The following is a 15,158-nucleotide window of genomic DNA, read 5'->3' on the forward strand; positions in this document are numbered from 1 at the left end:
GAAACGATATATGGGCAGACTAGTAGCGGTATCGAACCGGGTCGCGGACCCCCGCAACCATGCGGCGGGCGGCCTGGCCGTGGCGCTTTCCGAGGCGCTCAACAAGACGGGCGGCCTCTGGTTCGGCTGGAGCGGCAAGGTGCTGGAAACCGCGCAGGGCGGCACGCCCGGCGAAGGCGAGGTGCACCAGGTGCAGGCGGGCAACGTGACGCTGGCCACCGTGGACCTGTGCCGCGAAGATCATGACGCGTACTACCTCGGCTACAGCAACGGCGTGCTGTGGCCGGTGCTGCACTACCGCGTGGACCTGGCGGACTTCGACGCCGGCGGTAATCTCAACGCCTACCGCCGCGTGAACCAGCTGTTCGCGCGCAAGCTGGCGCCCATGCTGAAGCCCGACGACGTGATCTGGATCCACGACTACCACCTGATCCCGCTGGCGGCCGAGCTGCGCGCCATCGGCTGCGGCCAGCGCATCGGGTTCTTCCTGCACGTGCCGCTGCCGCCGCCGCTGATCCTGGCCGCCATCCCGCAGCACGAATGGCTGATGCGCGCGCTGTTCGCCTACGACCTGCTCGGCTTCCAGAGCCAGGCGGACCTGGACCATTTCTCGCGCTACGTGCAGGGCGAGGCCGGCGCGGAGCCGATGGGCGAATACCGCTTCCGCGCGTTCCACCGCACCGTGCGCGCGCAGGCGTTCCCGATTGGCATCGATGTCGACGAATTTGCCGAACTCGGTCGCGGCCATGAGGCCGTGGAAACCTACGAGATGATGCGCGGCCAGTATGCGCGGCGCCGGCTGCTGCTCGGTATCGACCGGCTCGACTATTCGAAGGGTCTGCCGCAGCGGCTCAAGGCGTACCAGACGCTGCTGGCCGAGTACCCCGAGAACCGGTCGAGTGCCACGCTGATCCAGATTGCCGCGCCGTCGCGCGAATCGGTGGACGCCTATGCCGACCTGCGCCGAGAGATGGAAGGCATCACCGGCGCCATCAACAGCGAATACGGCGAGCTGGACTGGATGCCGGTGCGCTACATCCATCGGTCCACGTCGCGCCGCCGCTTGCCGGGCCTGTGCCGCGCCAGTTGCGTGGCGCTGGTCACCCCGTTGCGCGATGGCATGAACCTCGTGGCCAAGGAATACATCGCCGCGCAGGACCCCGACGATCCGGGCGTGCTGGTGCTGTCGCGCTTTGCCGGCGCCGCCGAGCAGCTGAAAGAGGCGCTGCTGGTGAACCCCTACGATACCCGCGCCACGGCGCAGGCGATCCAGCAGGCGCTGCACATGCCACTGTCGGAACGCCGTGCCCGGCACCAGAAGCTGCTCGAACGCATCCGCCAGCAGGACGTGCACTGGTGGAGCAGCGAGTATCTGCGGGCGCTGATGGAGACCGAGGGGGGCTGATGGCCCGGAACGTCGAGGGTTTTCTCCCCTCTCCCGCCGGCGGGAGAGGGGCGGGGGAGAGGGCGGGCCGTCCCAGATGCGACGGATCGGCAAGCAGAACCTCAAGGCCCTCTCCCCCAACCCCTCTCCCATTGCATGGGAGAGGGGAGCCAGAAGGCAGCGGGCGGTACGTCGCCCGCTAGACCAGATCCCCCGGCAGGTCGATATCCCGGAACGCACCGTCGTCCTCGGTCAGGATGCGCGTGACCGGATGCGACTTCAGCAGCGCGCGCGCGCCTTCGTCGCCATCGAGCTTCAGCAGTTCGTCTTTCCAGGCCGCGCCAAAACCCACGGGGTGGCCGCGCTGCCCGTCGCGCCACGGCGCGGCAATGGTGTCGCGCGATGTGATCGTGAGGGCCACCGCGCGCACCAGTTCCATCGACAGCCAGGGCATGTCGGCCAGGGCCACCACCCAGCCGCGCGCATCGGCGCAGGCTGCCACGCCCGCGCGCAGTGCCGCGCCCATGCCGGCTTCGGCTTCGGGGGCCTCGATCACCTTGCAGCCGCCGCGGCGCAATTCCTCGGCCAGGTCCGGCATGCCGGGGCGCACCACGGCAATCGAGTTGGGCAGACCGGCCGCCAGCGTGCGCGCACTGCGCCACGCCACGGTACGGCCATCGGGCAGCTTTTCGAGCAGCTTGTTGCGCAGGCCGGCGGGATCGAAACGCCGGCCGAAGCCGGCGGCCAGCAGGATGCCGGTCGGCAGGTCGGTCTGCGTCAGCGGGGCACGGGCGGGTTTGCTCATGGCTGTGCGGCGGAAACGCCGCCGGGCAGGATCGGGCACTCGGCCTCGCCGGCCGCGATTTCGCGGGCGGCCTTGGCGCCTTCCACCTGGAGGATGTCGGGCAGCGATACGTGGTTCTTGGCGGCCACCACCTCGGCCAGGATCGAGATCGCGATCTCGGGCGGCGTGCGGCTGCCGATATAGATGCCCACCGGCCCGTGCAGCCGGGCCAGCTGCTGATCGGTCAGGTCGAATTCCTTGAGCCGCTCGCGCCGCGCCTGGTTGTTGCGGCGCGAACCCAGCGCGCCCACGTAGAACGCGGGAGTGCGCAGGGCCTCCATCAGCGCCAGGTCGTCCAGCTTCGGGTCGTGCGTCAGCGCGATCACCGCGCAGCGTTCGTCGAGCTGCATCGCCTCGACGGTGTCGTCGGGCATCGTGCGCACCATCGTGACGCCGGGGATGTCCCAGGTCTCGGTGTATTCCTCGCGCGGGTCGCAGACGGTGACCTGGAAGCCCAGGCCGACGGCGATCTGGCACAGGTACTTTGACAGCTGGCCCGCGCCGATCACCAGCATGCGATAGCGGGGCCCGTGGATGGTCACCAGCGTCTGGCCGTCGAACGCCAGGCCGTCGGTCGCCAAGGCGTGGCCCAGCGTGGCGCGGCCGGTGGCCATGTCCAGCGATCGCGCCACCAGCCGGCCGCCTTCCACTGCCTGCAGCAGTTCGGCAAGGCCGCTGTGGGGTGCCAGCGGTTCGGCTACCAGTTCGATGGTGCCGCCGCAGGGCAGGCCGAAGCGATGGGCTTCCTCGGCGCTGATGCCGTACTTCATGGCTTCGGGGCGCGTGGCCCGGATGCCTTCCTTGTGTACGCGATAAATGATGTCGTCCTCGATGCATCCGCCCGAGACCGAGCCGACCACCAGGCCGTCGTCGCGCACCGCCAGCATCGCGCCTTCAGGCCGGGGCGACGAGCCCCATGTCCTGACCACCGTCACCAGCAACACGCCGTGTCCTTCCTGCTGCCACTTCACGCTGCTTTTCAGGACTTCGAGATCCACGCTGTCCATGATCGTTTCCGCTGCTTCGTCTGTTCCTCGCCGCCGTCGCCGTTGCCAGCCCCGGCGGCCCCGTTGCTCTGGGTGTTGTCGTTGTTGTCACTGTCCGGCGCGTCATCGTCGCCGGGGCTGGCGCCCACGGCCTCGGTGAAGCGCGCGAAAAACGCATCGGCCATCTTGCGCGCGGCGGCATCCACCAGCCGCGAGCCGATCTGGGCGATCTTGCCACCCACCTGCGCCTGCACCGCATACGTCAGCAGTGTCTCGTCGCCTTCGGGCGTCAGCGTGACCTTGGCGGACCCCTTGCCGAAGCCAGCCGCCCCGCCCTGTCCGTCGAACTGGATCGTGTAGCTGTCCGGCGCCTGGATGTCCTGCAAAGCCATGCGTCCCTTGAAGCGCGCCTTGACTGGCCCCACGGCTGCGGTCAGCGCAAGCTGGTAGGCGTTTTCGCCATCGGGCTCGATGCTCTCACATCCGGGAATACATTGCTTGAGCAGGGCGATGTCGTTCAGCGCCTCCCATGCCACCTGTTGCGGCACGGGCAGGCGCTGGGTCTGGTTCATTTCCATGGCGGATTTCCTTGTCGGGGGGCGGTTGGTCTGTCCGGTGGCCGGCCGGTGTCCGCCAGCAGCGTTTCCAGTGCCAGCAGGCTGTCGAGGTTGTGCGCCGGGCGCAGTGCGTCCACATGCGGCAGGATGGCCTGGATGCCGCGCGCCTGGGGCGTGAATGCCGCGTAGCGCAGCAGCGGATTGAGCCATACGATGCGGTGCGCGAAGCGCCGCAGCCGGGCCATTTCCCGTTCCAGCAGGTCGATGTGTTCCAGGTCGATGCCGTCGCTGACGAACAGCACGGTGGCGCGCCCGCTCAGCGTGCGCCGTGCCCACTGCCGGTTGAAGGCGGCCAGCGCGGCGCCGATGCGGGTGCCGCCGGCCCAGTCGCGCACCTGTTCGGTGATCAGCGCCACGGCGTCGTCGGGGTCGCGTTCGCGCAGCGCCCGGGTGACGTTGGTCAGCCGCGTGCCGAACAGGAACACGTGCATGCGTTCGCGGGACTGCATCAGCGCATGGCAGAAGTACAGCACCGCGCGCGAGTACTGGCTCATCGAGCCCGAGATGTCGAGCAGCAGCACCACGGGCGGCTTGCGCTCGGCCTGTTTGCGGTATTTCCAGCGCAGCCATTCGCCATGCTGGCGCACGGCCAGCCGCGCGCTGGCGCGCAGGTCGGCATGGGTGCCGCAGGCGGCGGCCCGCAGCCGGCGCGTGCGTTGCAGTGCCAGATGGGCGCGGCGCGTGCGCACCAGATGCTGCAGCGCCCGCCATTCGTCGGCCGACAGCGTTTCGAAGTCGCGGCTGGCCAGCCGCTCGCGGCCGGAAAAGGTCAGCGGCGCCGTGAAGCGTTCCTCGCGCATCGGCGGGGCGGGCTGGGCGGCGGCCGGCTGGCGCGCCGCCAGCGCATCGGCCAGGCGATTGCTGCGTTTGGGCGGCGGCGCGCCGGCATCCACGCGCGGCAGCAGCATCGCGCGCAGCTTGCCTTCCCAGTCGGGATCGCGCCAGAACAGGTCGAAGGCGGCATCGAACAGCGGCCGCTGGTCGGGCCCGGACAGCATCAGCGCGGCCAGCGCGGCACGGACTTCGCTGCGCGCGCCGATGTCGATGTGGCGCAAGGCTTCCAGCGCATCGACGGCATGGGCGGGCGACAGGCCAAAGCCGGCATCGCGCAGCAGCCGCGTGAAATGGGTGACGTTGCGTGCCAGCATCGGCAAGGCGACGGGGCGGGGCGCCATGTCGGGCGGCATATCAGGCGGCCGGGGCGGCGCCGGCCAGCAGTTCTGCGATGGTCGGGCCATCGGCGCGCGCCAGGTCGTCCTGGTACTTGAGCAGCACGCCCAGCGTGTCGCGTACCGACTGCGGATCGAGTTCGGTCACGCCCAGCGCGGCCAGCGCGCGGCACCAGTCGATGGCTTCGGCAATGCCGGGTGCCTTGAACAGGTCGATGCCGCGCAGTCGGTGGATGAAGTCCACCGCCTGGTGCTGCAGCGCCGCCGCGGCTTCGGGCGCGCGGGCGGCCACGATCTGCAGTTCGCGGTCGCGGCCCGGGTAGCCCATCCACTGGTACAGGCAGCGGCGCTTGAGCGCGTCGTGTACCTCGCGGGTGCGGTTCGACGTGATGACGATCAGCGGCGGGCGCTCGGCGCGGATCACGCCGATCTCGGGGATCGATACCTGATACTCGGACAGCACTTCGAGCAGGAACGCCTCGAACGGCTCGTCGGCGCGGTCGATCTCGTCGATCAGCAGCACGCGCGGCACATCGGGCCGGGCAGGGTCCGGCAGCAGCGATTCGAGCAGCGGCCGCTTGAGCAGGTAGTCGTCGTGGTAGAGCGATTGCTGCTCGGGCCGCTCGCCGCGCGCTTCGGCCAGGCGCAGCGCCATGATCTGGCGTGGGTAGTCCCACTCGTAGAGCGCGCTGGCGGCATCGAGCCCCTCATAGCACTGCAGCCGCAGCAGCCGCGTGCCGAGCATGCCGGCCATGGCCTGCGCCAGCGCCGTCTTGCCCACGCCGGGCTCGCCCTCCAGGAACAGCGGCCGCTGCATGCGCAGGGCCAGGTACAGCACGGTGGCGGCTTCGCGATCGGCGAAGTACTGCTGGGCTTCGAGCTGGGTCAGGGTCTGGTCGATGGAGGTCGGGAGCATTGTCACGGCAGCAAACGGGTTAACGAAGCCAGTTCAACGAAGCCAGTTCAACGAAGCCAGTTCAACGAAGCCGACGGTTGTTTAACAGCCACCGCCGCAAGCCACGCCCAGGTGGACGCAGATCGTAGTGTCTCGGCTCCCTCTCCCCTCATGGGGAGAGGGCAGGGGAGAGGGGTGGTACAGCAAGCGGCCACATCCAGCGAAGCCGTCGGTGTGGTCCAGCATGGTGGCGCCTGATATGCCGTGCCCTCTCCCCCGACCCCTCTCCCGCCTTGCGGGAGAGGGGAGCAAACCAACGCGGCGGGCGAAGCCGTCGGTGTGATCCAGCATGGTGATGCCTGACATGCCGTGCCCTCTCCCCCGGCCCCTCTCCCGCCTGCGGGAGAGGGGAGCAAACCAACGCGGCGGGCGAAGCCGTCGGTGTGGTCCAGCATGGTGGCGCCTGATATGCCGTGCCCTCTCCCCCGGCCCCTCTCCCGCCTGCGGGAGAGGGGAGCAAACCCACTCCGCAGGCGACACTATCCCTTCAGCGCTTGCTCCACCGCCCGGGCCGTCAGCACCGGAATCAGGTGCGCGCGGTACTCGGGCGAGGCATGCAGGTCGCCGTTGAGGCCGGATGGATCGACCTTCACCGCGCGTGCCGCGGCCACGGTGAAGCTGGCCGTCAGCGCCTGCTCCAGCGCCGGGGCGCGGAACACGCTGTCGGCCGCGCCGGTCACGGCCACGCGTACGGCCTGGCCGGTGCGCGACACCATCACGCCCACCAGCGCAAAGCGCGACGCCGGGTTGCGGAACTTGACGTATGCAGCGCGATCGGGCACGGGGAACCGTACGGCCGTGATCAGCTCGTCAGGCGCCAGCGCGGTCTCGTAGAGGCCCTTGAAGAAGTCGTCGGCGGCAATGCTGCGGCGGTCGGTGACGACGGTGGCGTTCAGGCCGAGCACTGCCGCCGGGTAGTCGGCGGCGGGATCGTCGTTGGCCAGCGATCCGCCGATCGTGCCCATCGCGCGCACCTGGCGGTCGCCGATGCCGAACGCCAGCGCGGCCAGCGCCGGGATGCGGCGCATGACCTCGGCGTTGGCGGCCACGTCGGCGTGGCGCGCGGCGGCGCCGACCACCAGTTCGTTGCCCTGCACCGTGATGTCGGCGATGCCCGGTATGCGTGTCACGTCGACCAGTGTCGACGGGGCCGCCAGGCGCAGTTTCATGGCCGCCAGCAGGCTTTGGCCGCCGGCCAGGAACTTGGCCTCGCCATCGGCCTTGAGCCTGGCTACGGCGGCGCCGGCGTCCGTGGCGCGTTCATACTGGAATGCGTACATGGTCGTCTCCTCCGTTATGCGGCGCTGCCCTGGGCAGCCTGGATGGCCTGCCACACGCGATGCGGCGTGGCGGGCATCTGCACGTCGCGCACGCCCAGCGGCGATAGCGCGTCGACCAGCGCGTTGATGAACGCCGGCGGTGACCCGATGGCACCGGCCTCGCCGCAGCCCTTCACGCCCAGCGGGTTGTGCGTGCAGGGCGTGCCGCTGGCGGTTTCCACCGTGAAATCGGGCAGGTCGGCGGCGCGCGGCATGGCGTAGTCCATATAGGAGCCGGTCAGCAACTGGCCGCTGTCGGGGTCGTAGATGCACTGTTCCAGCATGGCCTGGCCCAGCCCCTGGCCGATGCCGCCGTGTACCTGGCCCTCGACGATCATCGGATTGATGACGTTGCCGAAGTCGTCCACCGCCGTGAACTTGACGACGTGCGACTCGCCCGTGTCGGGATCGACCTCGACCTCGCAGATATAGGCGCCCGACGGATACGTGAAGTTGGTCGGGTCGTAGAACGCGTTTTCGTTCAGGCCCGGCTCGAGCTTGTCCAGCGGGTAGTTGTGCGGCACGTAGGCGGTCAGCGCCACCTCGCCGAAGGTCTTGGTGCGATCGGTGCCCGCTACGCGGAACACGCCGTCCTGGAAATCGATGTCGGCGTCGGAGGCCTCCAGCAGGTGCGCGGCAATCTTCTTGGCCTTGGCCTCGATCTTGTCCAGCGCCTTCATGATGGCCGATCCGCCCACGGCCAGCGACCGCGAGCCGTAGGTGCCCATGCCGAACGGCACGCGGCCGGTGTCGCCATGCACGATCTCCACGGCATCCATCGCAATGCCGAGCCGGTCTGCCACGATCTGCGCGAAGGTGGTCTCGTGGCCCTGCCCGTGGCTGTGCGACCCGGTGAACACGGTCACCGTGCCGGTCGGGTGGACGCGGATCTCGCCGACTTCAAACAGGCCCGCACGCGCGCCAAGCGCCCCGGCGATGTTCGAGGGGGCCAGCCCGCAGGCCTCGATGTAGCAGGAATAGCCAAGCCCGCGCAGCTTGCCGCGCTGCTTTGCGGCGTCGCGGCGCGCCGGGAAGCCGGCCACGTCGGCCAGTTCCTGGGCCCGCGCCAGGCAGGGTTCGTAGTCGCCGGTGTCGTAGGTCAGGCCCACGGGCGTGGCGTACGGGAAGGTGCGGATGAAGTTCTTGCGGCGCAGCGTGGCGGGGTCGGTGCCGGTCTCGCGCGCGGCGGCTTCGACCAGGCGCTCCACCACGTAGGTGGCTTCGGGCCGGCCCGCGCCGCGATAGGCATCGACGGGCGACGTGTTGGTGAACACCGCCTGCACCTCGGCGTAGATGGCCGGGGTGGCGTACTGGCCGGCCAGCAGCGTGGCGTAGAGGATCGTCGGCACGCTGCTGGCGAACGTGGACAGGTACGCGCCCATGTTGGCCACCGTGTGCACGCCCATGGCCAGGAACTTGCCATCGGCATCGAGCGCCAGTTCGGCCCTGGTCACGTGGTCCCGGCCGTGTGCGTCGGTCAGGAACGATTCCGACCGCTCTGCCGTCCACTTGACCGGGCGGCCGACCTTCTTCGACGCCCAGGTCAGCGCCACGTCCTCCGGATACAGGAAGATCTTCGAGCCAAAGCCGCCGCCCACGTCGGGCGCGATGATGCGCAGGCGCGATTCGGGCAGCCCCAGCACGAAGGCGCCCATCAGCAGCCGTTCCACGTGCGGGTTCTGGTTGGACACGTAGACCGTGTAGCTGTCGTCCTGGCGGGTGTAGCTGGCGTTGACCGCGCGCGGCTCGATGGCGTTCGGGATCAGCCGGTTGTTGACGATCTCCAGCGTGGTCACATGGGCAGCCCTGGCGAACGCGGCATCGGTGGCGGCGCGGTCGCCGTGGCCCCAGGTGTAGCAGGTGTTGGCCGGCACGTCGTCGTGGACCAGCGTGGTTGCCGCGGCGGCATCGGCCGGGTTGACCACGGCGGGCAGCTCGTCGTAATCGACCACGACCTGCTCGGCTGCATCGCGTGCCTGCTGCAGCGACTCGGCGATGACCAGCGCCACCTGGTCGCCCACGTGGCGGACCTTGCCGTGCGCCAGGGCGGGGTGGGGCGGCTCTTTCATCGGCGAGCCATCGATGCTGTGGATCAGCCAGCCGCAGGGCAGGCCGCCCACCTTGTCGCCTGCCATGTCGTCGCCGGTCAGCACGGCGATCACGCCGGGCGACGCCAGGGCTTGCGCCGTGTCGATGGACTGGATGCGCGCATGCGCGTGCGGCGAGCGTACGAAGTAGCCGTAGCTCTGGTGCGGCAGCGTGACGTCGTCGGTGTACTGGCCATTGCCGGTCAGGAAGCGGTAGTCCTCCTTGCGGCGCACGGGCGTGCCGATGAACGGGTGCTTTTCGGGTGCGTTCATGACGGGCCTCCCTTATTCGGCGCTGACCGTGGCGCGGTCGCCCTGCATGGCGGCCTGCCCCTGCTGCACCGCACGCACGATGTTGTGGTAGCCGGTGCAGCGGCACAGATTGCCTTCGAGCTGCTCGCGGATGGCCTGGGCATCGGCATGCGGCTGCTGCTGAAGCAGCGACGTGGCCGCCATCACCATGCCGGGCGTGCAGAAGCCGCATTGCAGGCCGTGGCATTCGCGGAACGCCTGCTGCATCGGATGCATCTCGCCGTTGGCCGCCAGACCTTCGATGGTGGTCACGCTGGCCCCGTCCGCCTGGACTGCCAGCATGTTGCAGGACTTCACGGCACGGCCGTCCAGGTGGACGGTGCAGGCGCCACACTGGGCGGTGTCGCAGCCCACGTGGGTGCCGGTCAGGCGAAGCTGCTCGCGCAGGAACTGGACCAGAAGGGTATTGGGTTCGACCTGCGCGTCAACGGGCTTGCCGTTGACCGTCAGGCGGATCGGAATCGCCATGCTTGTCTCCATGTGGGGTGGTGCGCGCATGGCCAGCTCCGCCGATCCCCGAATGAAAGACTGCGCGGGACGGGCCACGACGCGGTACTGCCGCTTGGTTGAGACGGCTATTTCGTGATATTGGTGCTGCCGGGTTTGCCCGGTCTTGCGGCGGAATGAACGATCCGCCGCCACAGGCTCTAAAAGTAAATCACAAAACCTTCGGTGCTGCCATGCGGGTTCCCCTGCCCTGAGCGGCCTGTCCAACGTCCCCACGCATGGAAGCCTTCATCGACTGGCTGTTCGAGACCGTAGCCCTGCCCAAGGTCGGGCTGCCGGCCATTTTCGTGGTCAGCCTGGTGTCGGCCACGCTGCTGCCGCTGGGGTCGGAGCCCGCCGTCTTCGGCTACGTGAAGCTCAATCCGGGCATGTTCTGGCCGGCGATTCTGGTGGCAACGGCCGGCAACACGCTGGGCGGCGCCATCGACTGGTGGCTCGGGTACGCCGCCAAGCTGGCGGTGGTGCGCTACCGCCAGCGGCGCCAGCACCACGAGCATGAGCGCGAACATGCCGAGCACCGCAAACACCCTCGCAAGCGGCACAAGCCCCGGCTGGACGCCAGATATTTCCGATGGATGCGCCGTTACGGGCCGCCGACGATGCTGTTGTCGTGGCTGCCCGGCATTGGTGATCCATTGTGCACTTTGGCCGGCTGGCTGCGGCTGCCGTTCTGGCGCAGCCTGTCCTATATGGCGATCGGCAAGTTCCTGCGCTACCTGGCCATGACGGCCAGCCTGCTCTGGATTCCCAACTCTTTCTGGCACGGCGTGGGCGAGGCGATCCGGCAGTGGTTCTAGGCGGGGCCGGGCAGGCGCTGGGAAATGCCCGAAATGCGCAAAATTGCATGCAATCGATGCCGATCCCGGACACTTTCAGGGGTTATTCCCCCAAAACGGGCTTGCTGCGGTGCGGCGAAACTGGGCGTTGCAGTACAATCGCCCTTTAATGACGAAAATCGCGCACCGTCCCCGTGCGCAGCTTCGAAGCGGTCCCGCCCATGAACGCCCCACTCGTGCTCGATGCCAAGCTCGCCACGCAGGACGCCCCGCCGCGCCTGCGTGAGATCCCCTATAACTACACGTCGTTTTCGGATCGCGAGATTGTCATCCGTCTGCTGGGCGAAGAAGCCTGGCGCATCCTCGACGAACTGCGCGGCGAACGCCGTACCGGCCGGTCGGCCCGCATGCTCTACGAGGTGCTGGGCGATATCTGGGTGGTCCGCCGCAATCCCTACCTGCAGGACGACCTGCTGGAAAATCCCAAGCGCCGCCAGATGCTGGTCAGCGCGCTGCACCACCGCCTGAACGAAATCGAGAAGCGCCGCGCCGCCGATCGTGCCGAGCACGCCGAGCCCGCCGCGGAAGACCGTTCTCACCGCGTGGAGCAGCTGGTCGCGTTCGCCAAGCAGGCGATCGAGTCGTTCCAGCAGGAATTCGCCGACGCCTACGCGCTGCGCAAGCGCACCCAGCGCGTGCTGGGCAAGGTGACCCAGAAGGACAACATCAAGTTCGACGGCCTGTCGCGCGTGTCGCACGTGACCGACGCCACCGACTGGCGCGTGGAATACCCGTTCGTGGTGCTGACCCCGGACACCGAGGAAGAAATCGCCGGCCTGGTGAAGGGCTGCTTCGAGCTGGGCCTGACCATCATTCCGCGCGGGGGCGGCACCGGCTACACCGGCGGCGCCGTGCCGCTGACGCCGTTCTCGGCCGTCATCAACACCGAAAAGCTGGAACAGCTGGACGCGGTGGAGATGTCCGACCTGCCCAACGTGCCGCACAAGGTGGCGACGATCTTCTCGGGCGCCGGCGTGGTGACGCGCCGCGTGGCCGATGCCGCCGACCGCGCCGGCCTGGTGTTCGCGGTGGACCCGACGTCGATCGATGCATCGTGCATCGGCGGCAACGTGGCGATGAACGCGGGCGGCAAGAAGGCCGTGCTGTGGGGCACGGCGCTGGACAACCTGGCGTGGTGGCGCATGGTCGATCCCGAGGGCAACTGGCTCGAGATCACCCGCATGGACCACAACCTGGGCAAGATCCACGACGTGCCGGTGGCCACGTTCGAGCTGAAGTGGTCGGACGGCAACCGCCGCCCCGGCGAGAAGGTGCTGCGCACCGAGACGCTGGCCATCGAAGGCCGCAAGTTCCGCAAGGAAGGCCTGGGCAAGGATGTCACCGACAAGTTCCTGGCCGGCCTGCCCGGCGTGCAGAAGGAAGGCTGCGACGGCATCATCACCAGCGCGCGCTGGATCTTGCACCGCATGCCGAAGCACATCCGCACGGTCTGCCTGGAGTTCTTCGGCCAGCCGCGCGACGCCATTCCCAGCATCGTCGAGATCAAGGATTTCCTCGATGCCGAGTCCCGGCGCGAGGGCGGCGCCATCCTGGCGGGCCTGGAGCATCTGGACGAACGCTATCTGCGCGCGGTCGGCTACGCCACCAAGAGCAAGCGCAATGCCTTCCCGAAGATGGTGCTGATCGGCGATATCGTCGGTGACGACGAAGACGCCGTGGCGCGCGCCACCTCGGAAGTGATCCGCATGGCCAACGGCAAGAGCGGCGAAGGCTTTATCGCCGTGAGCCCCGAGGCCCGCAAGAAGTTCTGGCTCGATCGCTCGCGCACCGCCGCCATCGCGCGCCACACCAACGCCTTCAAGATCAACGAGGACGTGGTGATTCCGCTGCCCCGCATGGGCGAGTACACGGACGGCATCGAGCGCATCAACATCGAACTGTCGACCAAGAACAAGCTCAAGCTGCTGGACGAGCTGGAAGCATTCTTCGCGCGCGGCAACCTGCCGCTGGGCCGCAGCGACGACGCCAACGAGATTCCGAGCGCCGAACTGCTGGAAGACCGCGTGCAGCATGCGCTGACGCTGCTGCGCGAGATCCGCGCGCGCTGGCGCTATCTGCAGGATCACCTCGATACGCCGCTGCAGACCGCCCGCGCATCGCTGATTGGCCACGGCCTGGGCCTGCTGGGCCCGGCCTTCGAGCAGCGCCTGCAGACACAGCCGGACGCCACGGTGTTCCACCTGATGCAGGACCGCACGATCCGCGTGAGCTGGAAGCACGAGATCCGCGCCGAACTGCGCAAGATCTTCAACGGCGGCGAATTCAAGCCGATCCTGGACGAGGCGCAGAAGATCCACAAGCAGGTGCTGCGCGGCCGCGTGTTCGTGGCGCTGCACATGCACGCCGGCGACGGCAACGTCCACACCAACATCCCCGTCAACTCGGACGACTACGACATGCTGCAGGACGCGCACCGCGCGGTGGCCCGCATCATGGACCTGGCGCGTTCGCTGGACGGCGTGATTTCGGGCGAGCACGGCATCGGCATCACCAAGCTCGAATTCCTGACCGAGGAAGAGATCGGGGAATTCCGCGCCTACAAGCAGCGCGTGGACCCGCAGGGCCGCTTCAACAAGGGCAAGCTGCTGCCGGGCGCCGACCTGCGCAATGCGTACACGCCGTCGTTCGGCCTGATGGGACATGAGTCCATCATCATGCAGCAGAGCGACATCGGCGCCATTGCCGACAGCGTCAAGGACTGCCTGCGCTGTGGCAAGTGCAAGCCGGTGTGCGCCACGCACGTGCCGCGCGCCAACCTGCTGTACAGCCCGCGCAACAAGATCCTGGCCACGTCGCTGCTGGTGGAGGCGTTCCTGTACGAGGAACAGACGCGCCGCGGCGTGTCGATCAAGCATTGGGACGAGTTCTCGGACGTGGCCGACCACTGCACCGTCTGCCACAAGTGCGTGACGCCTTGCCCGGTCAAGATCGACTTCGGCGACGTGTCGATGAACATGCGCAACCTGCTGCGCAAGATGGGCCAGAAGAAGTTCAACCCGGGCACCGCCGCGTCGATGTTCTTCCTGAACGCGACCAATCCGCAGACCATCAACATGACCCGCGCGGCCATGATCGGCTGGGGCTACAAGGCGCAGCGCCTGGGCAACGAGGTGCTCAAGAAGTTCGCGAAGAAGCAGACCCAGCATCCGCCCGCCACGGTTGGCAAGCCGCCGGTGCAGGAGCAGGTGATCCACTTCATCAACAAGAAGATGCCGGGCAACCTGCCCAAGAAGACGGCGCGCGCGCTGCTCGATATCGAAGACAACGAGATCGTGCCGATCATCCGCAACCCGAAGACGACCACGGCCGAGACCGAAGCCGTGTTCTACTTCCCGGGCTGCGGGTCGGAGCGCCTGTTCTCGCAGGTGGGGCTGGCCACGCAGGCCATGCTGTGGCACGTGGGCGTGCAGACCGTGCTGCCGCCGGGTTACCTGTGCTGCGGCTATCCGCAGCGCGGCGCCGGCCAGTATGACCGCGCCGAAAAGATGGTCAGCGACAACCGCGTGCTGTTCCACCGCGTGGCCAATACGCTGAACTACCTCGACATCAAGACCGTGGTGGTCAGCTGCGGCACGTGCTACGACCAGCTGGCCGGGTATGAGTTCGACAAGATCTTCCCGGGCTGCCGCATCATCGACATCCACGAGTATCTGCTGGAGAAGGGCGTCAAGCTGGAAGGCGTGACGGGTACGCGCTACATGTACCACGACCCCTGCCACACCCCGATCAAGACGATGGACCCGACCAGGCTGGTGAACGACCTCATGGGCGGCAACGAGGGCGGCGGCAAGATCGAGAAGAACGAGCGTTGTTGCGGGGAATCGGGCACGCTGGCCGTGACGCGCCCGGATGTGTCGACGCAGATCCGTTTCCGCAAGGAAGAGGAGATGCGCAAGGGTGCGGACAAGCTGCGCACCGACGACTTCAACGGCGACGTCAAGATCCTGACCAGCTGCCCGTCGTGCCTGCAGGGCCTGTCGCGGTACAACGAGGATGCATCGGTCACGGCCGATTACATCGTCGTGGAAATGGCCAAGCACCTGCTGGGCGACAACTGGATGCCCGAGTACGTGGCCAGGGCGAACGCGGGTGGTATCGAACGCGTGCTGGTGTAAGCCATT

Annotated in this window: 11 protein-coding genes; 3 read left to right on the plus strand and 8 right to left on the minus strand. The window is 68.0% G+C overall.

What is annotated here, in order from left to right; translation table 11 throughout:
• Positions 1-10 precede the first annotated feature (10 nt).
• The gene (locus AC3FJ6_RS04240; RefSeq protein WP_400392957.1) at positions 11-1,405 is read left to right on the plus strand and encodes an alpha,alpha-trehalose-phosphate synthase (UDP-forming); all 1,395 of its coding nucleotides are present in this window, start codon (positions 11-13) and stop codon (positions 1,403-1,405) included.
• A gap of 178 nt (positions 1,406-1,583) precedes the next feature.
• On the opposite strand, the gene AC3FJ6_RS04245 is transcribed toward AC3FJ6_RS04240, so the two are convergent.
• The 8 genes from AC3FJ6_RS04245 to AC3FJ6_RS04280 form a co-directional block, all read right to left on the minus strand.
• Positions 1,584-2,189: a nucleotidyltransferase family protein gene (locus AC3FJ6_RS04245; RefSeq protein WP_488770814.1), complete on the minus strand. Its 606-nt coding sequence runs from the start codon at positions 2,187-2,189 to the stop codon at positions 1,584-1,586.
• Positions 2,186-3,235, minus strand: coding sequence for an XdhC family protein (locus AC3FJ6_RS04250; protein WP_488770815.1), 1,050 nt, complete (start codon positions 3,233-3,235; stop codon positions 2,186-2,188). Before AC3FJ6_RS04250 ends, AC3FJ6_RS04245 begins: the two co-directional genes overlap by 4 nt.
• A complete protein-coding gene (locus tag AC3FJ6_RS04255; RefSeq protein WP_488770816.1) occupies positions 3,208-3,792 on the minus strand; it encodes an SRPBCC family protein in 585 nt (194 codons plus the stop codon). Before AC3FJ6_RS04255 ends, AC3FJ6_RS04250 begins: the two co-directional genes overlap by 28 nt.
• Complete coding sequence (locus tag AC3FJ6_RS04260; protein WP_488770817.1) at positions 3,783-5,006, minus strand: vWA domain-containing protein; 1,224 nt, start codon at positions 5,004-5,006, stop codon at positions 3,783-3,785. The genes AC3FJ6_RS04255 and AC3FJ6_RS04260 overlap by 10 nt, the downstream gene beginning before the upstream one ends.
• 13 nt (positions 5,007-5,019) lie before the next feature.
• Positions 5,020-5,916, minus strand: a complete 897-nt coding sequence (locus AC3FJ6_RS04265) for an AAA family ATPase (RefSeq protein WP_488770818.1) — start codon at positions 5,914-5,916, stop codon at positions 5,020-5,022.
• 518 nt (positions 5,917-6,434) lie between these two features.
• Entirely contained in the window at positions 6,435-7,235 is an 801-nt protein-coding gene (locus AC3FJ6_RS04270) for an FAD binding domain-containing protein (protein ID WP_488770819.1), read from the minus strand.
• A gap of 14 nt (positions 7,236-7,249) precedes the next feature.
• On the minus strand, positions 7,250-9,634 hold the full coding sequence (locus AC3FJ6_RS04275) for a xanthine dehydrogenase family protein molybdopterin-binding subunit (RefSeq protein ID WP_488770820.1): 2,385 nt from the start codon (positions 9,632-9,634) through the stop codon (positions 7,250-7,252).
• A gap of 12 nt (positions 9,635-9,646) precedes the next feature.
• Positions 9,647-10,141 carry a (2Fe-2S)-binding protein gene (locus tag AC3FJ6_RS04280; RefSeq protein ID WP_488770821.1) on the minus strand — a complete coding sequence of 165 codons (495 nt, stop codon included), beginning with the start codon at positions 10,139-10,141 and terminating at the stop codon, positions 9,647-9,649.
• Positions 10,142-10,398: 257 nt separating this feature from the next.
• Here AC3FJ6_RS04280 and AC3FJ6_RS04285 point away from each other — a divergent pair, with 257 nt between their 5' ends.
• Positions 10,399-10,977 (plus strand): YqaA family protein, encoded by a 579-nt coding sequence (locus tag AC3FJ6_RS04285; protein WP_488770822.1) that lies wholly within the window; start codon positions 10,399-10,401, stop codon positions 10,975-10,977.
• 200 nt (positions 10,978-11,177) lie between these two features.
• On the plus strand, positions 11,178-15,152 hold the full coding sequence (locus AC3FJ6_RS04290) for a DUF3683 domain-containing protein (RefSeq protein WP_488770823.1): 3,975 nt from the start codon (positions 11,178-11,180) through the stop codon (positions 15,150-15,152).
• The last annotated feature ends 6 nt before the right edge of the window (positions 15,153-15,158 follow it).

The sequence above is a fragment of the Cupriavidus sp. 94F1 genome, from assembly GCF_057798875.1.

Coding starts and splice junctions, on each gene's coding strand:
- AC3FJ6_RS04245 (WP_488770814.1), bottom strand. CDS start 2,189: ATGAGCAAACCCGCCCGTGCCCCGCTGACGCAGACCGACCTGCCGACC.
- AC3FJ6_RS04275 (WP_488770820.1), bottom strand. CDS start 9,634: ATGAACGCACCCGAAAAGCACCCGTTCATCGGCACGCCCGTGCGCCGC.
- AC3FJ6_RS04255 (WP_488770816.1), bottom strand. CDS start 3,792: ATGGAAATGAACCAGACCCAGCGCCTGCCCGTGCCGCAACAGGTGGCA.
- AC3FJ6_RS04280 (WP_488770821.1), bottom strand. CDS start 10,141: ATGGCGATTCCGATCCGCCTGACGGTCAACGGCAAGCCCGTTGACGCG.
- AC3FJ6_RS04270 (WP_488770819.1), bottom strand. CDS start 7,235: ATGTACGCATTCCAGTATGAACGCGCCACGGACGCCGGCGCCGCCGTA.
- AC3FJ6_RS04285 (WP_488770822.1), top strand. CDS start 10,399: ATGGAAGCCTTCATCGACTGGCTGTTCGAGACCGTAGCCCTGCCCAAG.
- AC3FJ6_RS04240 (WP_400392957.1), top strand. CDS start 11: ATGGGCAGACTAGTAGCGGTATCGAACCGGGTCGCGGACCCCCGCAAC.
- AC3FJ6_RS04290 (WP_488770823.1), top strand. CDS start 11,178: ATGAACGCCCCACTCGTGCTCGATGCCAAGCTCGCCACGCAGGACGCC.
- AC3FJ6_RS04260 (WP_488770817.1), bottom strand. CDS start 5,006: ATGGCGCCCCGCCCCGTCGCCTTGCCGATGCTGGCACGCAACGTCACC.
- AC3FJ6_RS04265 (WP_488770818.1), bottom strand. CDS start 5,916: ATGCTCCCGACCTCCATCGACCAGACCCTGACCCAGCTCGAAGCCCAG.
- AC3FJ6_RS04250 (WP_488770815.1), bottom strand. CDS start 3,235: ATGGACAGCGTGGATCTCGAAGTCCTGAAAAGCAGCGTGAAGTGGCAG.